Origin of the sequence: Domibacillus aminovorans, assembly GCF_001643235.1 — a bacterium.
GTDB classification, from domain to species: Bacteria; Bacillota; Bacilli; order Bacillales; family Domibacillaceae; genus Domibacillus; species Domibacillus aminovorans.
This window is the reverse complement of record NZ_LQWY01000073.1, coordinates 49,205-71,282: the sequence shown is the minus strand read 5'-3', so window position 1 is coordinate 71,282 and position 22,078 is coordinate 49,205. Positions and strand designations below refer to the sequence as shown.

General features: G+C 42.3%; 22 protein-coding genes. 5 read left to right on the top strand and 17 right to left on the bottom strand.

Annotation, left to right across the window (positions count from 1 at the left end):
- Nucleotides 1-9: 9 nt before the first annotated feature.
- From spoIIAB to AWH49_RS18195, 9 genes are all read right to left on the bottom strand, one after another.
- Nucleotides 10-450 carry an anti-sigma F factor gene (spoIIAB, locus tag AWH49_RS18235; protein ID WP_034286017.1) on the bottom strand — a complete coding sequence of 147 codons (441 nt, stop codon included), beginning with the start codon at nt 448-450 and terminating at the stop codon, nt 10-12.
- A complete protein-coding gene (gene spoIIAA / locus AWH49_RS18230; protein ID WP_034286760.1) occupies nt 435-788 on the bottom strand; it encodes an anti-sigma F factor antagonist in 354 nt (117 codons plus the stop codon). Before spoIIAA ends, spoIIAB begins: the two co-directional genes overlap by 16 nt.
- A gap of 132 nt (nt 789-920) precedes the next feature.
- On the bottom strand, nt 921-2,225 hold the full coding sequence (locus tag AWH49_RS18225; protein ID WP_063966865.1) for a pyrimidine-nucleoside phosphorylase: 1,305 nt from the start codon (nt 2,223-2,225) through the stop codon (nt 921-923).
- Between the two features lie 14 nt (nt 2,226-2,239).
- Complete coding sequence (locus AWH49_RS18220) at nt 2,240-3,055, bottom strand: purine-nucleoside phosphorylase (RefSeq protein ID WP_034286022.1); 816 nt, start codon at nt 3,053-3,055, stop codon at nt 2,240-2,242.
- Nucleotides 3,052-4,245 (bottom strand): phosphopentomutase, encoded by a 1,194-nt coding sequence (gene deoB / locus AWH49_RS18215; protein ID WP_211268419.1) that lies wholly within the window; start codon nt 4,243-4,245, stop codon nt 3,052-3,054. Before deoB ends, AWH49_RS18220 begins: the two co-directional genes overlap by 4 nt.
- Nucleotides 4,246-4,373: 128 nt before the next feature.
- Nucleotides 4,374-5,264: a site-specific tyrosine recombinase XerD gene (xerD, locus tag AWH49_RS18210; RefSeq protein WP_063966864.1), complete on the bottom strand. Its 891-nt coding sequence runs from the start codon at nt 5,262-5,264 to the stop codon at nt 4,374-4,376.
- A gap of 48 nt (nt 5,265-5,312) precedes the next feature.
- Nucleotides 5,313-5,795 (bottom strand): ferric iron uptake transcriptional regulator, encoded by a 483-nt coding sequence (gene fur, locus AWH49_RS18205; RefSeq protein WP_018393842.1) that lies wholly within the window; start codon nt 5,793-5,795, stop codon nt 5,313-5,315.
- A 55-nt stretch (nt 5,796-5,850) separates the two neighbouring features.
- Entirely contained in the window at nt 5,851-6,480 is a 630-nt protein-coding gene (spoIIM, locus tag AWH49_RS18200) for a stage II sporulation protein M (RefSeq protein ID WP_063966863.1), read from the bottom strand.
- A 51-nt stretch (nt 6,481-6,531) separates the two neighbouring features.
- Nucleotides 6,532-7,077: an NUDIX hydrolase gene (locus AWH49_RS18195; RefSeq protein WP_063966862.1), complete on the bottom strand. Its 546-nt coding sequence runs from the start codon at nt 7,075-7,077 to the stop codon at nt 6,532-6,534.
- Nucleotides 7,078-7,141: 64 nt separating this feature from the next.
- On the opposite strand from AWH49_RS18195, the gene AWH49_RS18190 reads away from it, so the two are divergent.
- The gene (locus AWH49_RS18190) at nt 7,142-8,065 is read left to right on the top strand and encodes an aldo/keto reductase (protein ID WP_063966861.1); all 924 of its coding nucleotides are present in this window, start codon (nt 7,142-7,144) and stop codon (nt 8,063-8,065) included.
- The gene (locus AWH49_RS18185) at nt 8,014-8,982 is read left to right on the top strand and encodes an alpha/beta hydrolase (RefSeq protein ID WP_244886916.1); all 969 of its coding nucleotides are present in this window, start codon (nt 8,014-8,016) and stop codon (nt 8,980-8,982) included. The genes AWH49_RS18190 and AWH49_RS18185 overlap by 52 nt, the downstream gene beginning before the upstream one ends.
- A 31-nt stretch (nt 8,983-9,013) precedes the next feature.
- On the opposite strand, the gene AWH49_RS18180 is transcribed toward AWH49_RS18185, so the two are convergent.
- Nucleotides 9,014-9,778: an SDR family NAD(P)-dependent oxidoreductase gene (locus tag AWH49_RS18180; RefSeq protein ID WP_211268418.1), complete on the bottom strand. Its 765-nt coding sequence runs from the start codon at nt 9,776-9,778 to the stop codon at nt 9,014-9,016.
- A 5-nt stretch (nt 9,779-9,783) separates the two neighbouring features.
- A complete protein-coding gene (locus AWH49_RS18175) occupies nt 9,784-10,746 on the bottom strand; it encodes an MBL fold metallo-hydrolase (RefSeq protein ID WP_063966859.1) in 963 nt (320 codons plus the stop codon).
- Between the two features lie 165 nt (nt 10,747-10,911).
- Here AWH49_RS18175 and proC point away from each other — a divergent pair, with 165 nt between their 5' ends.
- On the top strand, nt 10,912-11,727 hold the full coding sequence (proC, locus tag AWH49_RS18170) for a pyrroline-5-carboxylate reductase (protein WP_082862945.1): 816 nt from the start codon (nt 10,912-10,914) through the stop codon (nt 11,725-11,727).
- On the opposite strand, the gene rnz is transcribed toward proC, so the two are convergent.
- On the bottom strand, nt 11,724-12,641 hold the full coding sequence (gene rnz, locus AWH49_RS18165) for a ribonuclease Z (protein ID WP_063966915.1): 918 nt from the start codon (nt 12,639-12,641) through the stop codon (nt 11,724-11,726). The two genes, proC and rnz, sit on opposite strands and share 4 nt — an antisense overlap.
- A gap of 135 nt (nt 12,642-12,776) precedes the next feature.
- Here rnz and zwf point away from each other — a divergent pair, with 135 nt between their 5' ends.
- Nucleotides 12,777-14,276, top strand: coding sequence for a glucose-6-phosphate dehydrogenase (gene zwf, locus AWH49_RS18160; protein ID WP_034286037.1), 1,500 nt, complete (start codon nt 12,777-12,779; stop codon nt 14,274-14,276).
- 209 nt (nt 14,277-14,485) lie between these two features.
- On the opposite strand, the gene AWH49_RS21080 is transcribed toward zwf, so the two are convergent.
- Nucleotides 14,486-14,611, bottom strand: a complete 126-nt coding sequence (locus tag AWH49_RS21080) for a hypothetical protein (protein ID WP_280512847.1) — start codon at nt 14,609-14,611, stop codon at nt 14,486-14,488.
- A gap of 379 nt (nt 14,612-14,990) precedes the next feature.
- On the opposite strand from AWH49_RS21080, the gene AWH49_RS18155 reads away from it, so the two are divergent.
- On the top strand, nt 14,991-16,844 hold the full coding sequence (locus tag AWH49_RS18155) for a PAS domain-containing protein (protein WP_063966857.1): 1,854 nt from the start codon (nt 14,991-14,993) through the stop codon (nt 16,842-16,844).
- Nucleotides 16,845-17,334: 490 nt separating this feature from the next.
- Here AWH49_RS18155 and gndA read toward each other — a convergent pair whose 3' ends face one another.
- From gndA to mce, 4 genes are all read right to left on the bottom strand, one after another.
- On the bottom strand, nt 17,335-18,744 hold the full coding sequence (gene gndA, locus AWH49_RS18150; RefSeq protein ID WP_034286050.1) for an NADP-dependent phosphogluconate dehydrogenase: 1,410 nt from the start codon (nt 18,742-18,744) through the stop codon (nt 17,335-17,337).
- A 32-nt stretch (nt 18,745-18,776) separates the two neighbouring features.
- Complete coding sequence (locus tag AWH49_RS18145) at nt 18,777-19,895, bottom strand: M20/M25/M40 family metallo-hydrolase (RefSeq protein ID WP_063966856.1); 1,119 nt, start codon at nt 19,893-19,895, stop codon at nt 18,777-18,779.
- Between the two features lie 91 nt (nt 19,896-19,986).
- Nucleotides 19,987-21,540 carry an acyl-CoA carboxylase subunit beta gene (locus AWH49_RS18140; RefSeq protein ID WP_063966855.1) on the bottom strand — a complete coding sequence of 518 codons (1,554 nt, stop codon included), beginning with the start codon at nt 21,538-21,540 and terminating at the stop codon, nt 19,987-19,989.
- The gene (gene mce, locus AWH49_RS18135; RefSeq protein ID WP_063966854.1) at nt 21,540-21,947 is read right to left on the bottom strand and encodes a methylmalonyl-CoA epimerase; all 408 of its coding nucleotides are present in this window, start codon (nt 21,945-21,947) and stop codon (nt 21,540-21,542) included. The genes AWH49_RS18140 and mce overlap by 1 nt, the downstream gene beginning before the upstream one ends.
- Nucleotides 21,948-22,078: the final 131 nt, after the last annotated feature.

Sequence of the window (22,078 nt, the reverse complement as noted above, 5' to 3'; positions counted from 1 at the left end):
GACGCTCCGTTACACACAACGGACACGCTTTCCGGCAAGCCGTTTTTTAAACCGGACAATTGTACCTGTCGAGGTGCTTGATTCCACATTAAGCATATCAGTAAAATGCTCCATAATCGTAAAGCCCATACCGGCTCGTTCCATTTCCGGTTTCGTTGTAAACAATGGCTCTTTCGCTTCTTCTATGTTATGAATGCCACGCCCTTCATCACGGACTATAACATCAATTTCACCATCATCGATCGTAGCAGTAATGTAGACGATACCTCCAGGATTGCTGTCATAACCATGAATAATCGCGTTCGTTACCGCTTCTGACACTGCCGTTTTTAATTCTGCAAGATCGTCCATTGTCGGATTTAATTTTGCTGCAAATGCCGCAACAGCTACACGGGCAAATCCTTCATTTTCACCGAGTGCGTTAAAGGACAAATTCATAACGTTTTGCATGGTTCTTCCCCCAATCTGCGCAATGCATCTTGCTCAGTTGACTCTACATACATAATTTTAAATAAGCCTGACAACTGAAAAAGCCGCTTTACTTGCGTAGACAATCCACATACCGTCACATTGCCGCCCATTTCGTTCACCTGACGATAACGGCCAAGAATGACACCAAGTCCAGAGCTGTCCATAAAATTGAGTCCTGCTAAATTCCAGATTAAATGCTGCGTTTGGTGCGTCTCCATTTCCGACACAACGAACTCTTTTACTTGCTCCGCATAATAGTGATCCAATTCTCCCCCAAGCCGGATACATAAAACTTTCCCCGTTACTTCTGCCGTCATCGTTACCACGTTGCATTCCTCCTTTTCATGCTGATACGTTCCATTTCGATTTTTCTTCCCTTTTATCCTTCTCCTTTACAAAAGTAGGAAAAACACCTTAATTTTCGACATAAAAAAAGAGACTGACGAATGTCAGCCCCGAATCACTTTGTATATTAATGTTGGCCGTTCTACATGTCCTTCCTTAAAACAGTATGCTTCTTTGACTTTTTGAATCGAATTATCCGGTGTCGCTGTATCGGCATGCAGCGTGACGAGGACATCCCCTTTTTTCACGATATCACCGATTTTTTTGTTTAATGTAATACCGACTGCATGATTAACACTGTCCTCTTTCGTCGCACGTCCTGCTCCTAAATACATGGCTGCGGTACCAATTGATTCGGCGTCAATTTCAGTTACGTACCCTTCTTTGTCCGATGTAACATGAATATGATGAGCAGCCTGTGGAAGCTTGTTCAGATCATCAATCATAGCAATATTGCCGCCCTGTGCGATCACAAACTGACGGAACACTTCAAACGCTTTGCCGTTTTCCAGATTTTGTGCCAGTGCTGCATATGCTTCGTCATAATCGCTGTATGCGCCGGCGAGTACGGTCATGTGTGTTGCAATTTCAAGTGACAAGCTCCGCAGATCCTTTACTTTTGCTCCCTGTAAAATGGCGACTGCTTCTTTAATCTCATTCGCGTTGCCGACTTCAAACCCAAGCGGCTGGTTCATATCGCTAATGACCGCAACCGTTGTTTTTCCTAAGTTGTTACCAATGTCGACCATTTCTTTCGCCAATGCTTCTGAATCTTCAAGCGTTTTCATAAATGCCCCGGAACCTGTTTTTACATCTAACACAATACTGTCTGCACCTGACGCTAGTTTTTTACTCATAATCGAACCGGCAATAAGCGGAATCGATTCGACTGTCGCTGTCACGTCGCGTAGTGCATACAGTTTTTTATCAGCAGGCGCTAGGTTGCCAGTCTGTCCGGTAACGGCTAATTTATGCTTATTCACATTGCCGATAAACTGTTCTTCTGTCATTTCAATGTTAAAGCCGTCAATTGACTCCAATTTGTCGAGCGTGCCGCCTGTATGACCGAGTCCGCGACCTGACATTTTTGCGACCGGTACGCCAGCTGATGCGACGAGCGGTCCGACAATCAATGTGACTTTGTCTCCTACACCGCCCGTTGAGTGCTTATCGACTTTATAGCCTTCAATCGCTGACAAATCGATCGATTCACCCGAATCCACCATTGCTTTCGTTAATAGAGCTGTTTCACGTGGGAGCATTCCTTGAAAATAAATCGCCATCATGAGCGCAGATGCTTGATAATCTGGAATAACTCCTTTTGTATAGCCTTCAATGAAAAATTGAATTTCTGCCTCTGTTAATTCGTTGCCGTTTCTTTTTTTATAAATAATATCGACCATTCTCATTGGAATCACACCTTTTATAGAAATTTGACGATTTCTTTTACATAATCTAAAAAGTCAACGCGCACTTTTTCCGTCGTTTCGATTACTTCGTCATGTGTAAGCGGTTGATTCAGAATGCCGGATGCCATATTGGAAATGCATGAAATACCGAGAACCTTCATCCCGCCATGACGGGCAGCGATCACTTCAGGTACCGTTGACATGCCGACCGCATCTGCGCCAAGAACGCGTGCCATGCGAACTTCTGCTGGTGTTTCATACGCCGGTCCTGTATTCCCTGCATACACACCTTCCCAAACAGATATGCCTATTTTTGCTGCCGCTTCTTTGGCGAGGCTGCGCAGTTCACGGCTGTATGCTTCAGACATATCTGGAAAACGTACGCCAAGACGATGATCGTTTTTACCGATCAGTGGATTGCCACCCATTAAATTTAAATGATCCGCAATAAGCATTAAATCGCCTGGCTTAAATGATTCATTTACACCACCCGCTGCATTTGTGACGATGATCGTTTCAATGCCAAGTTCTTTCATAACGCGTACCGGGAATGTGACCTGTTCAAATGAATAGCCTTCATAATAATGAAAGCGTCCTTTCATTGCGGCTACCGTTTTACCAGATAATGTTCCAATGACAAGCTCTCCTGTATGTCCTTCCACCGTTGACACCGGAAAATGAGGAATCTCTTCATATGGAATCGACATAGCCTGTTCTACTTCATCTGCCAGTACACCAAGACCAGAACCCAAAATCATGCCGATTTCCGGTTTGTTATCTAGTTTCTCCGTTAAATATTGCGCCGCTTCCTCAATAGCTGTATAGTTCATCGTAATTCCTCCATAAAACTTTTTCCGTATTTAGGCATTTTGATATTAAAGTTATCCGCAATAGACGCGCCAATATCCGCAAATGTTGTACGCAATGCTAATTGGCTTCCAATTGAGAACTTCTTTGAATAAACGAGCAAAGGTACGTATTCGCGCGTATGATCCGTTCCGGCATGTACAGGATCATTCCCGTGATCTGCTGTTAAAATGAGCAAATCATCTTCATGTAATACATCCATCAATTCTGGTAGACGTGCATCAAATTCTTCAAGTGCCCTGCCGTAGCCTTCCGGGTCACGTCGATGGCCAAAAAGTGCGTCAAAATCAACTAAATTTATAAACGACAAACCGTTAAATTCTTTTTTTGCGACGTCGATAAACGTGTCCATTCCGTCCATATTGGATTTCGTCCGAATCGCTTCTGTCACGCCTTCTCCATCATAAATATCGGCAATTTTCCCGACCGCAATGACATCGAAATTCGCGTCTTTTAATTCGTTCATGACGGTACGGCCAAATGGTTTTAACGCATAGTCATGGCGATTAGTGGTCCTTTCAAATTTTCCCGGTTCTCCAATAAATGGACGGGCAATCACACGGCCGACCATATAATCACCCGTTTTTGTCATCTCACGAGCCGTTTCGCAAATGCGATACAATTCATCAATTGGCACGATATCTTCATGGGCAGCAATTTGCAGCACGGAATCCGCTGACGTATAAACAATAAGCGCACCCGTTTCTACATGTTCTTTGCCAAGTTCATCAAGGATTTCCGTTCCGCTCGCCGGCTTGTTGCCGATCACTTTCCGGCCTGTCCTTTGTTCAAGTTCTTCAATTAATGATTCTGGAAAACCATCTGGAAATACTTGAAATGGCGTCTGGATATTCAAACCCATTATTTCCCAATGACCCGTCATCGTATCTTTACCTGTTGACGCTTCCTGCATTTTTGTATAAAAAGCAAGCGGCGGCGAAGCTTTCGCAATTCCGTTAATTTCTCTTATATTTGACAGGCCGAGTGATGCCATATTTGGCATGTTTAATCCGCCCATTCGCTCTGCAATATGGCCAAGTGTGTCAGCACCTTCATCACCGAACTGTGCTGCATCTGGCGCTTCTCCAATCCCTACTGAATCAAGCACAATTAAGTGAATCCGATTAAATCGATGATTCTTCATTTTCATCATACCCCTTCCTTATAGTTGTTTTTATTTTTTACCCTTCCACCGGTTAAACTGCTCATCGTCAGAAGTCTGACTTCTCCTTGTTATTATAATCGATCTGTTTTAGATTTACAAAAAGCGCCTGAAAGAATTCAGGCACGCGGGTGAAACTTTGAATAGACATCTTTTAACCTTGTTTTTGTCACATGTGTGTAAATTTGTGTTGTTGAAATGTCTGCATGGCCAAGCATTTCCTGCACAGCGCGTAAATCTGCTCCATTCTCTAAAAGATGAGTTGCAAATGAATGTCTGAGTGTGTGCGGCGTCATCTCTTTTTCAATCGTCGCTTTTTTCGCTAGTGCTTTAATAATTTTCCAGAACCCTTGTCGCGTCAGCCGCTTGCCATAATGATTTAAAAATAGTGCATCGTCACTATGTTTTTTCGACACAAGCTCTGGCCGCCCATGTTGCAAATATCGTTCCATTGCTTCAAGCGCATGGCGTCCTGTCGGAACGATCCGCTCTTTATCTCCTTTTCCCGTACAGCGGACAAATCCCATCATCAAATGTACATCTTCTTTATTTAATGATGTTAATTCACTGACGCGTAAACCGGATGCATACATGAGTTCCATCATTGCTTTATCACGCATGCCGAGCGGTGTCGATACGTCCGATGCTGAAAGAAGTGCTTCTGTTTCATCCATGCTAAGCACTTTCGGAAGCGATCGGCCTGATTTTGGCGTTTCAATATGATGGGTCGGGTCGTGATCAGTTACGCGGTCTTGTATTAAAAAGTGATGCCATGAACGGATCGTAGATATGTGACGGGCAATCGTTTTTGACGATTTCCCCTGCTCTTTTAACTGCTCCAGGAAGTGTAAAATATGTACTCGCTTCACATTGTTTATCGTTAGCTGTTCAACTTTTTCTAAATAGTCCGTGTAGTGAACAAGATCGCGCCGGTACGCGGCAATTGTATTGTCCGCCAACCCTTTCTCGACAATTAAAAAATGAAGAAAGTCTTTCATATGCTCTTTCATATCATCACCCCTAATTATAAAAAACCTTTCGAATTCAATCGAAAGGTTTTATTCAACATGCTGTTTTTCAAGATCTTCTTTTTCATCATCTTCTTTCGTGTGGCATCTGCTGCAAATGCCATGAAACGTCAAGCGATGATCTTTAATTTGAAAATTCCATCTGCTTTCAACAATTTCTTCCACATCATCAAGTAAGTCTTCTTGAATTTCATCCACTGCGCCGCATTCAATGCAAACAAGATGATGATGGAAATGTGCTGCGCCTTCTTGTCTGAGGTCATAGCGAGAGACGCCATCTCCAAAGTTTATTTTATCTACTACTTTGAGTTCGTTTAATAGTTCAAGCGTTCTGTAGACTGTAGCCAACCCAATTTCAGGCGCTTTTTCTTTAACGAGGAGGTACACGTCTTCAGCGCTTAAATGATCCTCTTCATGTTCAAGAAGAACACGCACAGTAGCTTCGCGCTGCGGTGTTAATTTGTAGCTTGCTGCATGCAGCTGTTTTTTAATACGGTCAATCCGGCTTTCCATTGTTGTCCCCTCCCTCGCCTATATAATTTTCATTATAACAAAATGATGCTATGAATCAAAAGAATTTATTTATAAGAACATTCATTAGTTGGCTGGACACAAATGCTTCAATAAATGCTGCAACAAGAATCGCCACCGTAACGGCACCTGCATATCCGAGATACGTCATCATACTTTTCGCTACAGGCAGCGGAACAGTTTGGCGCACCGTTAATTTTTGTAGAAGACGGATTGAGCAAGATGCCGACATCACGGCTGTAAATAAAAAAGCAGGAATAAGTATCATATTTTGGGGCAAAATGGTACAAAGGGCAAGCCAGAGCCCGTCCCATTTCATTTGCTGAATAAGAAAACCGACGGAAAAACCGGTAACAGCTCCTTTTAAAAATAGCAAAATAAAAATAAGCGGCAAACCAATTACCGATATGCCTGCGACCCACATTGCACCCGTAAATTTTATGTTATGAATTACACTTTCCCAGAATAAATCAATAGGATTCGCAACACTGCCGGAAGATGCTTGTGTAAAAAATTCTTTTACGTATGAATAAAGCTCTGACTTTTGAAGCGGCATCATGCTATTCACCATCAGGGCACCAAATACGGTCCCTGTCATGAGAAGTACCGCTGTAAAAAGATAAAGTGCTGCCCGTTTTTGAATGTGATGATTGATGGCAGTCCACATAAATGAAGGCCTCCCCTCTCTTTTGCCCACTATATGAGGGGAGGAAACCAATTATACCAGATCGTTTAATCGGACATACTGCAGAGCCCACATCGTTTTCGCATCATAAATACGGTCTTCTTTTAACAGCTGCTCTGCTTCTTCAATCGTCACTTCCATTAATTCGACAAATTCATCATCGTCTACAGTGAGTCCATCTTCTACTTTTACAAGGTCTTCCGCGAGAAACACATGAACAATTTCGTCTGCAAATCCTGGCGATGTGTAAAATGACTGCACGTGTGTGATGCGACCGGGACGATAGCCCGTTTCTTCTTCAAGCTCTCGTTTTGCTGACAATTCCGGAACTTCACCCGGCTCCAATTTCCCTGCTGGCACTTCAACAAGCGGTCGTTCAAGTGCTTTGCGATACTGCTCAACGAGAATGATTTTTTTGTCATCTGTTAAGGCGATCACACAGACGGCACCCGGATGTTTAATGAGTTCCCGCTTCGCTTCTGTTCCGTCTGGTAATAATACATCATCGACTTGCAGGCTGATCACTTTTCCTCTGTAAATGGGGTTTGTTTTAATCGTTTTTTCTTCAAATTTATGCATAAGTATCCTCTTTTCTTTTTTCTTCCTCCTTATGATACACTACAAAAAAAGGTAGGTGATTGAAATGAATACACGTGAATTAGGCAACACTGGTATCATCGTTAGTGAACTAGGACTCGGCTGCATGTCCATCGGCACAGAAGAGCACCATGCTGAAGCAATTTTAAACGCCGCTCTCGATGAAGGTATTACATATTTTGATACAGCTGACCTTTACAATTTCGGGGTAAACGAGCAGCTCATTGGGAAAACACTTCGATCTGTTCGTGATCAAGTAGTCATCGCTTCAAAAGCGGGAAACCGCTGGACCGATTCAAAAGACAGCTGGACATGGGATCCTTCTAAAGCACACATTAAAGAAGCGGCGAAGCAAAGCTTGAAACGGCTTGGTACTGACTATATCGACTTGTATCAGCTACACGGCGGCACACTTGATGATCCGATTGATGAGACTATTGAAGCCTTTGAAGAACTAAAGGAAGAAGGATTCATCCGTACATACGGCATTTCATCGATCCGTCCGACAGTTATTAATCAATATGTAAAACGGTCTTCCATTTCAAGCGTCATGATGCAGTACAGCATCTTAGACCGCCGTCCTGAAATTCAGGTGCTTCCCATTTTAGCAGAGAATGGCGTCAGTGTCGTTGCCCGCGGTCCGATTGCTTTCGGTCTACTAAGCGCAAATTGGCGCGAGAAGCTTTCAAAAGCAGCAAAAAAAGGATTGAATTGGTATGACGAGGCAGAGTTAACGTCTATTTTAACGACACTTGAACGTGATCGTCCGTCTGAACGTACATTAAACGGTCTTGCTTTTCGCTACGTGCTGCACTATCCGGCAGCCGGTGCGGTCGTCGCTGGTGCTAGCTCCATCGAACAGCTAAAAGAAAATGCTCGTGCGGTACGTGAAACCGCGCTGACGGAGGAAGAGTACAAATGGATTCAAGATACAGTAAAAATAGCCAATTACGACGCACATCGACTATAAAAAAAACAGTCATTTCCGGCGGTTCCGCAGCTATATTATTAGCAGCTGGTGCAGGCATCTATATGTCTAACCGTATTTTATATATGAGGAAAAAAGCGGATGCTTCAATCGTTGAACGAGAAACGAAAGCCGGCCGTTTCAATCGACATATATATGATCTGTTACCGAAAGAAGATGTATGGATCACAACGGCAGACGGCATTCGATTAAAAAGTGTGTTTATTACGCCAAACCCTGGAAACTCGTATGTAATTTTTTGCCACGGTGTCACTGAACATAAAATAAATTCAATTAAATATATGAATTTATTTTTAAAACGTGGATTTAACGCTATTTTGTATGATCACCGCCGGCACGGGGAATCAGAAGGCACATTTACGAGTTACGGTCACTTTGAAAAAAGAGATTTAAAAGCGGTTGTGGACGAATTAATCCGTCGTGAAGGAGATCATGTCCGCTTCGGCATTCACGGGGAATCAATGGGGGCTGTTACGCTCCTTTTGTATGCCGGCACGGTAGAAGACCGTGCTGACTTTTATGTGGCCGACTGTCCATTTTCTGAATTCGGGAAACAAATACAGCATCAGATGAATAGGGAAATTGGCTGGGCGCCACGCTTCTTAATGACGATTGCCGAATGGACCGTCTGGCTGCGCGCCCGCTATAAACTATCTGAATTGTCGCCTCTTAAAGCGGTAAGGAATATTGAAAAACCAGTGCTGTTTATTCACAGCCAAGATGATGATTTTATTTTGCCTGAGATGACTGAAGCACTGTTTAAAGAAAAAAATGGACCGAAAGAATTGTACATGGCACCCAACGGTGTTCATGCACAGTCTTACAACGAAAATCCGGAGCAATATGAAGAGGCAATCGATCACTTTTTAATGAAATATGAATTGAGTCCTGAACGATAGAAAGAGGAGCTTCAGCATCAGCTCCTCTTTCTTATTTCTGGAAAAATGCTTTTCGTCCCATCCGTTCGACGGTTCCAGGAAATAAAGAATGAATGAAACTGCCCACAGCCATCCATTTCGGTATATTAACTTCCCGCACCGGTTGGCCGATAACCGCTATTGTTTTTTTCGACACATCAGCGGGGTCTAGCATAAGCTTACTTGCATTTTTCACGTATGTGCCTTCTGGATCTGCCTTGTCAAAAAACGGTGTTGCAATCGGTCCTGGATTGATGGCTGTTACCCTTACATTCGATCGGCCTAGTTCCATGCGAATGCTGTTCGTATAGCCTAGAACTGCATGTTTTGTCGCAGCGTACACAGCCGATTTTGGTGTCGCCAGCTTTCCTGCCTGTGAGGCAATATTAATAATATGGCCGCTCTTGCGTTCGATCATTTGCGGCATAACAAGCTCTGAACAGTTAATTAAACCCATAACATTTACATTAATCATTTGCGCCGTTTCTTCTGGTTTCATTTCATGAGCCCATGCAAAATAGCCGACACCTGCATTGTTAATTAACACATCAACGCGTCCGATTTCAGTAAATAGAGCAGATAAGGCAGTTCGGTCTGTCACATCCGCTTGATAAATTCGCACGCTGTCCGGCGACGTTTCTATTTCTTTCTTGATTTGTTCCAAACGTTCCACCCGCCGGGCAATTAATACAACCGAGTAATCCGAAGAAACAGCTTCTTTTGCGAGCTCTGTCCCTAGACCAGATGACGCACCCGTAATGACAACGATTTTTCTCACCTTTGTCACCCCCGGTAATAAATGGCGCCATTTTTGATCGACTCAACTTGAATATCTCCACGTTCGAGTAAATAGTCAAACTGGCCCGCCGTTTCCGATAGCGTCAAACCTGTTTCTTTTTTATACACTTCTGGAAACAGCTTTATGCATACCTCAAAAATGGTCATCGGCTTTTCTTTTAACATCGACAAAATAAGCATCGCTCGCTCATACTGTCGTACGAATCGGCGTTCAATTAACGAATGGATAGATTTTATATCGTTTCCATGACCTGTTAACGCCTGCTGAATATCCATATTTTTGACTTTCCGCAGCGAATTGTTGTACTGGAGTAACGGCTTTGATCGCTCCGCTCCACGTGCAGAAGGCGGTTCTAGAAGTGGATTAGACGATACTGTTTTTAATACGTGATCGCCTGCTAACAGAAAACCATCTTTTTCCCGGTAAAAGACAAGATGGCTTTGCGCATGACCAGGTGTTTCTAACACGCGCCAGCCTGGTAATGCTGGCAACTCATCTCCTTCTTTTAACTCTCCTGTCAGCACACTTTTTTCACACCCAAACTTCAGCGTGTTATCAAGGTTATTCGCTAATTGAATCATCTCTTTCGGCACACCAAATACATGAAAGAGATCGATAAAAAATTCACGGCGCCAGTTCAAAAAGGATTCATTATATGAAATCCAGTTTCCACAGTATGTGTGGCCGTAAATGTCCACATCAAAATCATCAAGCAGTCCGATGTGATCGGGGTGATGGTGCGTTAAAATGACCTGCTCAATATCAGATACTTTATAGCCTGCTTCGGCTAATCCCAATTGAAAAGCAACTCTTGCTTCCGGTGTATTTATACCCGCATCAATTAAAGTAAGCCGGTCTCCTTTCACTAAATATGTGTTGACGTCGCCAATCGGAAAAGGAGTAGGTACTGTTATTTTAATAATCTTGTCATATGTCTTAATTCCCATTATGTCCACCTGCCACTTTTGTAAAATAACAATTTAATTATATATAGTGTACTTGTTCTAGAATGAATTGTCATTCATAACCCACTTCTTTCTTGACAGAAATGCTTCTTTTCCGAGATAATCGCTTTGAATACTCAAATTGTTTAGGCAACAGGAGGAATGACGTTGAAAGTAGTTTTTATCGGAGCTGGGTCTATGGCTGAAGCCATTATTGCCGGCGCATTGAAAAGCGGTGCCCTTCAAGCAGAAAGTACGTATGTGACCAACCGGGCCAATAGTGCACGTCTAACAGAATTAACGATTCAATATGGCATTCAAGCAGGATACGACGTAGAAACAGCTTTGAAAGACGCTGATGCTATTGTCCTGGCCATGAAGCCGAAAGATGTCTTATCGGGCCTTGAAGCTATTCGTTCCTATATAAATGAAGGTTCAGTCGTGATTAGTTTACTTGCTGGTGTTGGCATTGATTTTATGGAACAAGCCATTGGAGATAGATGTGCTGTCATTCGTTCAATGCCCAACACGTCCGCTGCCGTTGGAAAATCAGCGACAGCGATTGCACTAAATAAACACGTTACAGCTGAACAGCATCAAGCGGCAATCGACCTTTTTTCAGCAATTGGACTTGCGATTACCGTTGAAGAATCAAAAATGGACGCCGTGACGGCCATTTCTGGAAGCGGTCCTGCCTACATTTACTATGTAGCTGAAGCGATGCAGGCAGCAGGTGAAGAACTGGGTCTTGATCACGACACAGCGAAATCGCTCTTAATCCAGACACTTCTCGGTGCAGCCGACATGCTTTCTGAGTCCAATGGCCAAGCAGTTGCTCTTCGAAAAGCAATTACAAGCGCTGGTGGAACGACAGAAGCAGCGATTCGAACATTTGATGAACATCATGTGAAGGAATCGATTGCAGCTGGTGTGAAGGAAGCAGCAGCCCAGTCAAAACAGCTTGGTGAAGCGTACAAACGTTAATCGACTGTCACTTCCATTAAATCTTGTGCGATCACAACCGGTTGAAAAAGAATTTCTGCTTCGTTTAATAGCTGTCTCGCGTCTTCTATCGTGTAGCGGGAACTAATGTGGGTTAAACATAGTTTTTTCACTCTTGCGCGGAGTGCCGTTTCGGCCGCCTGCTTCGTTGTGGAGTGATAGTAGTCATGGGCCATCTCTTCATTTTCCGCATTAAATGTGGCTTCATGAACGAGCAAATTAGCGTCCTCTGCCAAGCGTACAGCTACATCACTCTGTCTCGTATCTCCGAGAATCGTGACGATTTTCCCAGGTTGTGGTTCTTTCGTGTAACGCCCCGGGTCAATTATTCGTCCATCTGGCAAGGTAACTGATTCTCCTTCTTTTATTTGTTTATAAATAGGACCTGGTGGAATCTTGTCTTCCCGGAGACGGTCCACGAGCAGCTCGCCTGCTTTTTCCTTTTCAGCAAACCGGTAACCGAGTGAATAAATGCCGTGATCCAATTTTCCTGACGTAACAGTCATTCCATTATCTTCAAAAACGATGCCTTCCTCAATTTCTTCAATGAAAAGGGGATATTGCAGATGCGTTTTGCTGACATGAAGTGCGGTTTCAACAAACATGCGTATGCCAGCCGGACCATATACCGTAAGTGGTTCTGTTCCGCCTTGAAATGAACGGCTTCCAAGCAAACCCGGCAGGCCAAAAATGTGATCGCCATGTAAATGAGTAATAAATATTTTTTCAATGCGGCGCGGTTTTAGTGTCGTATGCAAAATCTGGTGCTGCGTTGCTTCGCCGCAATCAATAAGCCAGACAGCGCCGCGTTCATTTAACATTTTTAGTGCAATGGATGTAACATTGCGTATTTTACCGGGCACACCAGCACCGGTTCCAAGAAATAATACTTCGATGGTAATCACTCCTTATATGCATCTTATGTGGTCTTATTCTTATAATAAACAAAAATACTTGTCACTTTCATTGTTTTGTGAAAAAATGCAATAGTAATAATATAAAATATGAATTTTAAAAGCGGGGGTATTAACGTGAATAAATCTGAAACGCCATCTGCTCTGACGATCCTGTTCGGTGCAACAGGAGATCTGGCAAAACGTAAATTATATCCATCTCTTTATCGTTTGTATCGTAAAGGACACTTAGCATCCGGATTCGCTGTTATTGGAACAGCTCGCCGTGAATGGGATAACGACATTTTCCGTGAACACGTAAAAAAATCGGTTATAGAATTGACAACGGATCAAGACCAAATAGAGGAATTCATTTCACATTTTTATTATTTACCGCATGACGTATCCGATTCCAATTCGTATATAGAATTGCGTACGCTTGCCAATGAGCTTGATAACCGGTATTCACTCGGAGGCAACCGCCTATTTTATCTGGCAATGGCTCCTGAGTTTTTCGGCACGATTGCCGATCATCTAAAACAGGATAATTTAACAGATACGGAAGGCTTCGGCCGTCTTGTAATTGAAAAGCCATTTGGCCATGATTTGCCATCAGCACAAGAATTAAATGCACAAATTCGCCGTTCTTTCGATGAAAAAGATATTTACCGGATCGATCATTATCTTGGAAAAGAAATGGTACAAAACATTGAATCGATCCGTTTCGCTAACGCATTATTTGAACCGCTGTGGAACAACCGGTATATTTCCAACATTCAAATTACATCAAGTGAGACACTCGGCGTAGAAGAACGCGGAGGCTATTATGAAACGAGCGGTGCATTGAAAGATATGGTTCAAAACCATATGCTTCAAATGGTCTCTCTTCTTGCGATGGAACCGCCAATCAGCCTTCAAGATGACGATATTCGCAGCGAAAAAGTTCGCGCATTTCGATCTATGCGTCCGTTAACACTCGAAACTGTCAATGAATACTTCGTCCGCGGACAATACGGACCTGGTGAAAACGGTGACATGCTTGGTTACCGTGAAGAGTTAAATGTCAATCCGGAATCCAATACGGAAACGTACGTTGCCGGTAAAGTAATGTTTGACAATTTCCGCTGGGCAGGTGTCCCTTTTTACATTCGTACCGGTAAAAGAATGCCGCTGAAATCCACAAAAATTGTCGTTCAATTTAAAGACATTCCGATGAATTTATATTATCGTCCAGATGAGCAAGAATTGGAACCAAATTTACTTGTGATCCATATTCAACCGGAAGAAGGCATCACACTTCATCTAAATGCGAAACGTGCCGGTCATCAACTGGAAACGAATCCCGTAAAGCTTAGCTATGCAAATAGCGGTACAGATATTATGAATACGCCTGAAGCGTATGAAAAATTGATTCACGATGCCATGCGCGGTGATTCTACAAACTTTACACATTGGGATGAAGTTGCCCTTTCGTGGAGCTTTGTTGATGTCATTGCCGAAGCATGGAGAAACGAAAAAGCAGCGTATCCAAACTATCCGGCCGGCACGACAGGACCGAAAGCCGCAGATGAACTACTTGAGCAAGACGGCTTCTTCTGGTGGCCATTAGATATGCTTGGCGTAGATGTCTGTAATTAATTTTTAAGCAGGTGCTCATTTGGCACCTGCTTTTTGGACTCTTTTTTATACTATAATGAATCATTTATATCCAATTTGAACAGGATCACGCTAGTATACACAGAATGAAGTCCTCAATTAAAATGATTGCCAGGTTTAGGCAGGTTACGGTCTGATAAACAGACGGCTAATCCGTATTGGCCACTTTGATCAATTTATCAATGACTTTATCAAAGATTCGACATCAACACGCGTGTTCCAAAGACTGGAACAAAGAAAATTGGCAAAACAAAAAGTCCATTAACATGCTCTTCTTTTGTAACTTCCATAAAATATTTAATTTGGCGCATCTCCATATTTACTTCTTCTCTCCAATTCATATCAATATGAGATTGAAAACTCAATAATAATATATTGATTGTATCATTTATCATCTTTACAATAAATATTAAAAGAGAAAATGAATTAAATCCTGAAGGTGTACAACATGAATTTTTACAGTTATTCAGAAAAATAGGGCTTATACGATCCTTTTAATGAACACGACGTATGCGGTATCGGCTTTATTGCTAATTTAAAAGGGCCTCCTTCCCACAATTTATAAACACTTCAAATTATACATTCATTCCATAATTAAACATATAAAACACGGAATTTTCTGATTAATTTTCTTGCACTATCTGCTAATATTAAATTTAAAGACAACTGAATATACCTTAGAGGGAGACAATACATATGGAAAATTTACAGAATGAGGGCGGTATGGAAATTTCGACGCTGAAAGAAACGTTTTCGTGGTTTGCGGAATTATCGAAAGAGCTATTGATCCTACTCGATTCAAAAGGTAGGATCAAATACATAAATGCCTCATTAGAAAAAGCATTGCAATATGATTTGTCGGAAGTGGCAGGCATGAATTACTTAGAACTCGTTCATGAAGATGATCGGAATAAATCAAATGAGTTGTTTTGTGCTGTTCAAGACAATCAATTTTTCCCCCCTTATACAAATAGATATTGCCGGAAAGACGGTACATATATTTCACTGCTTTGGCGCCATGCAAAAGCAACAAAGGAAGGCTGGGTTCAAGGGATGGGCCAGCTTGTTAAAGAAAGTTCTGATAATCTTGGGGAAAGCATTGCAAATAGCGTTGGACTTAGTCACTTTTTTGATCTAATGGACGATGCATCGGCCATTTGTGATATGGAGGGTCGTATGCTTCTCGTGAACTCCGCGTTTGAACATTTGTATAAATGGAAAAAGCAGGAGTTATTAGGGGAGTTTTGTCCAACTATTCCGAAGCATCTTTATCATGAAGTCGACTATATCCAGACAGAAATATGGAACGGGAAAAAAATAATTCATCTTCAAACGTTTAGGATGAAAAAAGATGGATCGATTATTCCAGTCTCCCTAATTATCGCTCCGATTTTAGATGGGGATGGAACAGTTATCGCTGTATCAGTTATAACAAAAGATCTTACTGAATTAATGGAAACAACCATGATGATTGAACAACAAAATGATTTGATCACTTGTCAGGAAAGACTTATTCTGGATATAACAGAAAATATTAATGAGGTCATTACCTTGTTTGATATGACGCAATGTAAATTTCTATATGTTAGCCCCTCTTTCGAACGGTTATGGGGGATCAGCAGTGAAGAGCTCTGTGAAAACCCGTATGTCATGAAAGATCAGTTTTATCAAGAGGACTTGGAAAAACTGATAAAGGTTTATGCCGCTCCTTTCGACGACGTCCCTCTAGAATTAGAATGTAAGCTAAAAGATGATTCAGGAATAGGGGAGCGGTGGATTCGGATTAAAGTGACTCCTCTCGCTGATGAAAATGGACAGATTACCCGAAATATCGGTATCGCTCAAGATATAACGGAGTGGAAAAAGCAAGATGAGGCGTTAAAAAAACAAGATAAGCTGGGAGCATTGGGGCAATTAGCGGCTGGGATTGCCCATGAAATCAGAAATCCGTTAACCACAGTAAAAGGTCTCATTCAGCTGCTAGCCCAGGAATCAAATGACAATAACTTCTATAACAAGATCATCCTCAAAGAACTTGATCAGGTTGAGTCAATTGTGACAGAGTTTTTAATGCTTGCCAATCCGTATGAGGAAATAAAGTTTGCTCATCACAATATCAATGAAGTGTTAACAGAAATTATTCAATTCATGTGGCCAGAAGCCTTATTACATAAAGTTGAAATGAATACAACCTTGGGAGATTCATTGCCCCTTGTTTACTGTGAGCCGGGGCAGATTAAACAAGTGATGATTAATGTTTTCAAAAATGCGATCGAAGCAATGCCCTCCGGAGGAAGCATGTATATTACAACATCTTTATTGCTGGACGGCTCTGTAGCGATTGAAGTAAGAGATGAAGGAAGAGGCATCCCAAAAGAAATGATCGGTCATTTAGGAGAACCATTTTACTCTAATAAAGAAAGAGGCACGGGTCTTGGTCTTATGGTTAGCTATAAGATTATCGAAAATCACCGCGGAACGATTCAAATAGACAGTGATAATGGCAACGGGACTAATGTAAAAATAATATTGCCGCCGAGATCACAATAAATGGTTTACGTAAAGATCGTTTAACGTTTCATGATTTGTTAAATATATATCACGCGTGTTGATTATTCAAAATTATACTAACTTTTCCTATAAATATCAAAATAAACGAGCAGAAATAACGCCATTTCAGTGGCAACGCGCCTGTCAGAAGCATCCACTAAAGACCCGAGAGTGATAGGATCGGTCTTGAAATAGGATCATGCGAATATCTCTACAACAATGAATATTTACAGGAAGCGGATGAACGTGCTGCGAGTAAACTCGATGCTCTTTTTTCTTCAGTACATCAAGAACAGAATAAGCAGGCATAGAAAAAAGCACCGCGCAAAACGGTGCTTTTTTGTGTTTTTATAAACTTTACCACTCAAAAAACTGTATTAGTCTATTTGAGCGCAAACTGTACCACTTAAAATAGCGGCATAAATCGTTGATGTTGATATAAAAGGCTTTTCCGCCTATCTATATCATTGGTCGAAAAGCAATTCCTTTATTACTTCTCCATCCATTCAGTATGGAACGTGCCTTCTTTATCAAGTCGACGATATGTGTGAGCACCAAAGTAGTCACGTTGCGCTTGAATAAGGTTAGCCGGCAATACAGCACTGCGGTAGCTGTCATAATATGCCATTGCTGATGACAATGTCGGTACAGGGACACCATTCAATACGGCATTTGAGATCGTTTCACGAAGTGCCGAATGATATTCATTTGTGATAGCGCTGAAATATTGATCAAGAAGCAAGTTATCAAGTGCAGCATCACGGTCGTACGCTTCTTTAATTTTTTGCAAAAATTGTGCACGGATGATACAGCCGCCGCGGAAAATCATCGCGATGTCACCGTATTTCAAATCCCATCCGTATTCTTCAGAAGCTGCTTTCATTTGCGCAAATCCTTGTGCGTACGAGCATATTTTACCCATATAAAGCGCACGGCGGACAGATTCAATAAATGCTTCACGGTCGCCGTCAAATGCACGCTCCGGTCCGTTTAAGACGTCTGAAGCTCTTACACGCTCTTCTTTCAATGCAGAAATAAAGCGGGCAAATACAGATTCGGTAACAAGTGGAAGCGGTACGCCAAGGTCAAGGGCACTCTGACTCGTCCATTTCCCTGTTCCTTTTTGTGCTGCTTCATCTAAAATAAGGTCAACAAGCGGTTTACCCGTGTCGTCGTCTTTTTTCGTGAAAATATCGGCTGTAATTTCGATTAAGTAGCTGTCAAGTTCGCCTTTATTCCATTCAGAGAATACAGTGTGAAGCTCTTCTGCAGATAACCCAAGTACATCTTTCAATAATGAGTACGCTTCTGCGATCAGCTGCATGTCGCCATACTCGATACCGTTATGAACCATTTTTACATAGTGACCCGCTCCGTCGCCGCCAATATATGTACAGCACGCTTCGCCTTCAACTTTTGCTGAGATGCCTTTCAAAATCGGTGCAACGAGCTCATACGCTTCTTTTTGACCACCAGGCATGATAGATGGGCCTGTCAAAGCGCCCTCTTCGCCGCCTGATACGCCTGTACCAATAAAGTGAAAGCCAAGTTCTGCAAGCTCTGTATTACGGCGCTGTGTGTCTTTATAGAATGTATTACCACCATCGATAATAATATCGCCTTTTTCAAGATGAGGCTTCAATTGATCAATTGTTTTATCTGTTGCTTCACCGGCCTTTACCATAAGTAATATTTTGCGTGGTACTTCAAGCGATGCAACAAATTCTTCGATTGAATAAGCCGGTACAATATTTTTTCCTTCGCTTTCTTTTAGCATTTCATCTGTTTTTTCAGATGAACGATTGAAAACAGACACTGTATAACCACGGCTTTCAATGTTCCACGCTAAATTTTTGCCCATTACGGCAAGTCCAATTACACCAATTTGTTGTTTCGTCATAAAAATAAATCCTTCTTTCTCTAATAAATTTTTTACTCTGCTACAATTTCAACGATTGCCGTCACCATTTCAGCGAGCTTAACGAGTTCTTTCACTGGCATTTTTTCATTGACCGTATGAATATCTTCATATCCGACAGCCAGGTTCACAGTCGGAATGCCAAATCCGGCGATGACGTTCGCATCGCTCCCACCGCCGCTCGTGAGCAGCTTAGACGAGCGATTAATTTTTGCTGCCGCTTTTTGCGCGATCTTTACCACATGGTCGTTAGCACCAAACTTAAAGCCCGGGTACATCACGTCCACATCAACTTCGGCACGGCCGCCCATTTCAGCAGCAACTTCTTCAAATGCCGTTTTCATTTTAAGCGTCTGTGCATCCATTTTCGCCGGTTCAAGCGAACGGGCTTCTGCTAAAATCTGCACATAATCGCAGACAATATTCGTCGCTTGGCCACCTTCAAAACGGCCGATGTTCGCTGTCGTTTCTTCGTCAATGCGGCCAAGCGGCATACGAGAAACAGATTTAGCCGCCATCGTAATCGCAGATACACCTTTTTCCGGTGCGACACCTGCATGTGCTGTTTTTCCGTAAATGCGTGCCGTCACTTTTGCTTGTGTTGGTGCTGCTACAATAATATTGCCCACATCGCCGTCACTGTCAAGTGCGAAACCGTATTTTGCTTTTACGAGCGTAGGATCAAGTGCTTTTGCCCCAACAAGACCCGACTCTTCCCCGACCGGAATGATAAATTGAATCATACCATGCGCAGTATTTCGTTCTTTTAACAGACGAATCATTTCGAACATTGCAGCTAAACCCGCTTTATCATCTGCACCAAGAATGGTCGTACCATCCGTTTTCACATAGCCGTCCTCTACGATCGGTTTTACATTTTTGCCAGGCACAACTGTGTCCATATGTGACGTGAAATAAATCGGATCGATTCCTTCTTTCACAGCTGGCAATGTACAAATTAAATTACCTGCCCCGTGACCTGTTTTTGACATAGTATCATCTTCATATACATCGACGCCGAGTGCAGTAAATTTCGCTTTTAACGATTCGGCTATCAGTTGCTCGTGTTTCGTTTCCGAATCGATTTGAACGAGTTCCAGAAATTCATTCAATAAACGTTCTTCATTAACCACGCTGCACCTCCAAATTTTCTGCCAATTTAATTATAAACGTTTTTGTATAAAAAATCAGCCTGTAGAAACTGTTCTTTCGACTGATTCACGATTATAACGGAATATTTCCATGTTTTTTCTTCGGCCGTTCTTCTTTTTTCGTTCGCAGCATGTCTAATGCCTGTATAATTTTAATACGTGTTTCACGCGGATCAATGACATCATCTACCATACCACGTGCCGCTGCGACATACGGGTTGGCAAATTTTTCACGGTATTCGTTAATTTTCGCTGTTCTCGTTGCTTCTGGATTATCGCTCGCTGCTATTTCACGGGCAAAAATAATGTTCGCTGCTCCCTCCGGCCCCATGACAGCAATTTCTGCATTTGGCCATGAGAATACCAGATCTGCACCGATTGATTTTGAGTTAAGGGCTACATAAGCGCCACCGTATGCTTTTCGTAAAATAACCGTGATTTTCGGCACTGTTGCTTCGGAATACGCATATAAAATTTTTGCCCCATGACGAATAATACCGCCATGTTCTTGCTTCACACCTGGGAAAAACCCCGACACATCTTCAAATGTAATAATCGGAATGTTAAATGAATCGCAGAAGCGGATGAATCGCGCCGCTTTATCTGATGAATCTATATCTAGTCCACCCGCCATAAATTTCGGCTGGTTGCACACGAGACCAATCGTTTCCCCTTTGACACGAGCAAAGCCGATCACCATATTTTTCGCAAATTCTTTTTGTACTTCCATAAATGATTCTTCGTCAACAACATGCTCAAGTACTTTACGCACATCATATGGACGAAGCCCGTCAAACGGCACGACATCTGTTAGTTCCTCACGATAATCACTTTCATGAGACATTGCATTCACAACCGGTGTCTTCTCTTCGTTGTTTTGCGATAAATAAGATAAAAGCGCACGCACCTTTTCCAAAACTTCTTCTTCCGTGCCCGCACGGAAATGCGCGTTGCCGCTCACTGCATTATGTACTTTCGATCCACCCAAATCTTCCCCGGAAATTTTTTCTCCGGTGACCGTTTCAATTACTTTCGGTCCGGTAATAAACATTTGACTCGTTTGATCAACCATAAACACAAAATCGGTAATCGCCGGTGAATAAACGGCTCCACCTGCACACGGTCCTAGAATAACCGATATTTGCGGAATGACTCCGGAATAGATCGCATTCCGGTAAAAAATATGTCCATAGCCATCAAGTGATAAAACCCCTTCTTGAATACGCGCACCTCCGGAATCATTCAACCCGATAAAGGGAGTTCCATTTTTAGCCGCCAAATCCATGACATTGGCTATTTTTTGCGCATGCATTTCACCGAGTGCGCCGCCGAAAACAGTAAAGTCCTGCGAAAACAAGTAAATCGGACGACCATTCACTTTTCCATAACCGGTTACAACGCCGTCGCCGGGCCCTTTTATCCCATCTAAACCAAAGTCTGTATTACGATGTTCGATAAATGGGTTCAACTCAATAAATGAACCTTCATCCACCAATAATTCAATTCGTTCACGCGCGGTTAATTTGCCCTTTTCATGCTGTTTGTCGATTCGTTCGTCACCGCCGCCAAGCTCGACTTCACGACGTCTATCCTGCAGCTCATGAATGCTGTCAAAAATATCCGACATTACGCTTCCTCTCCTTTTTCACAAAGCTCCATTAATACACCGCCCGTTGATTTTGGGTGCATAAATGCGACTTGTGCCCCGCCTGCGCCCGGTTTTGGTATTTCGTTAATCATTTGGATTCCCCGTTCTTTTATATCAGCAATACGGTCTTCAATATGTTCCACACTATAAGCAATATGATGCATTCCCTGGCCGCGACTTGCAATAAATTTCGCAATCGGACTTTCAAGACTAGTTGGTTCGAGCAGTTCAATCTTTATATTGCCCGCGTCAATAAATGCTACGTTGACACCTTGCGATTCTACTAATTCTGTTTTCACATGTGTCATGCCAAGCTGCTCTGTGTATAATGAGATCGATTCGTCGAGTGATGCGACCGCAATCCCGATATGATCCACTTTTTTCATTCCATTACCCCTTTAATATAAATACTAAAACAGCCTAAATTGATTCGACAAATGTTGAACAAAATCCTCTTTTTCGACCGTTCTCTTCAGTTGCATGTCTATCCGTTTACCAGTACAATAATAGATAATAA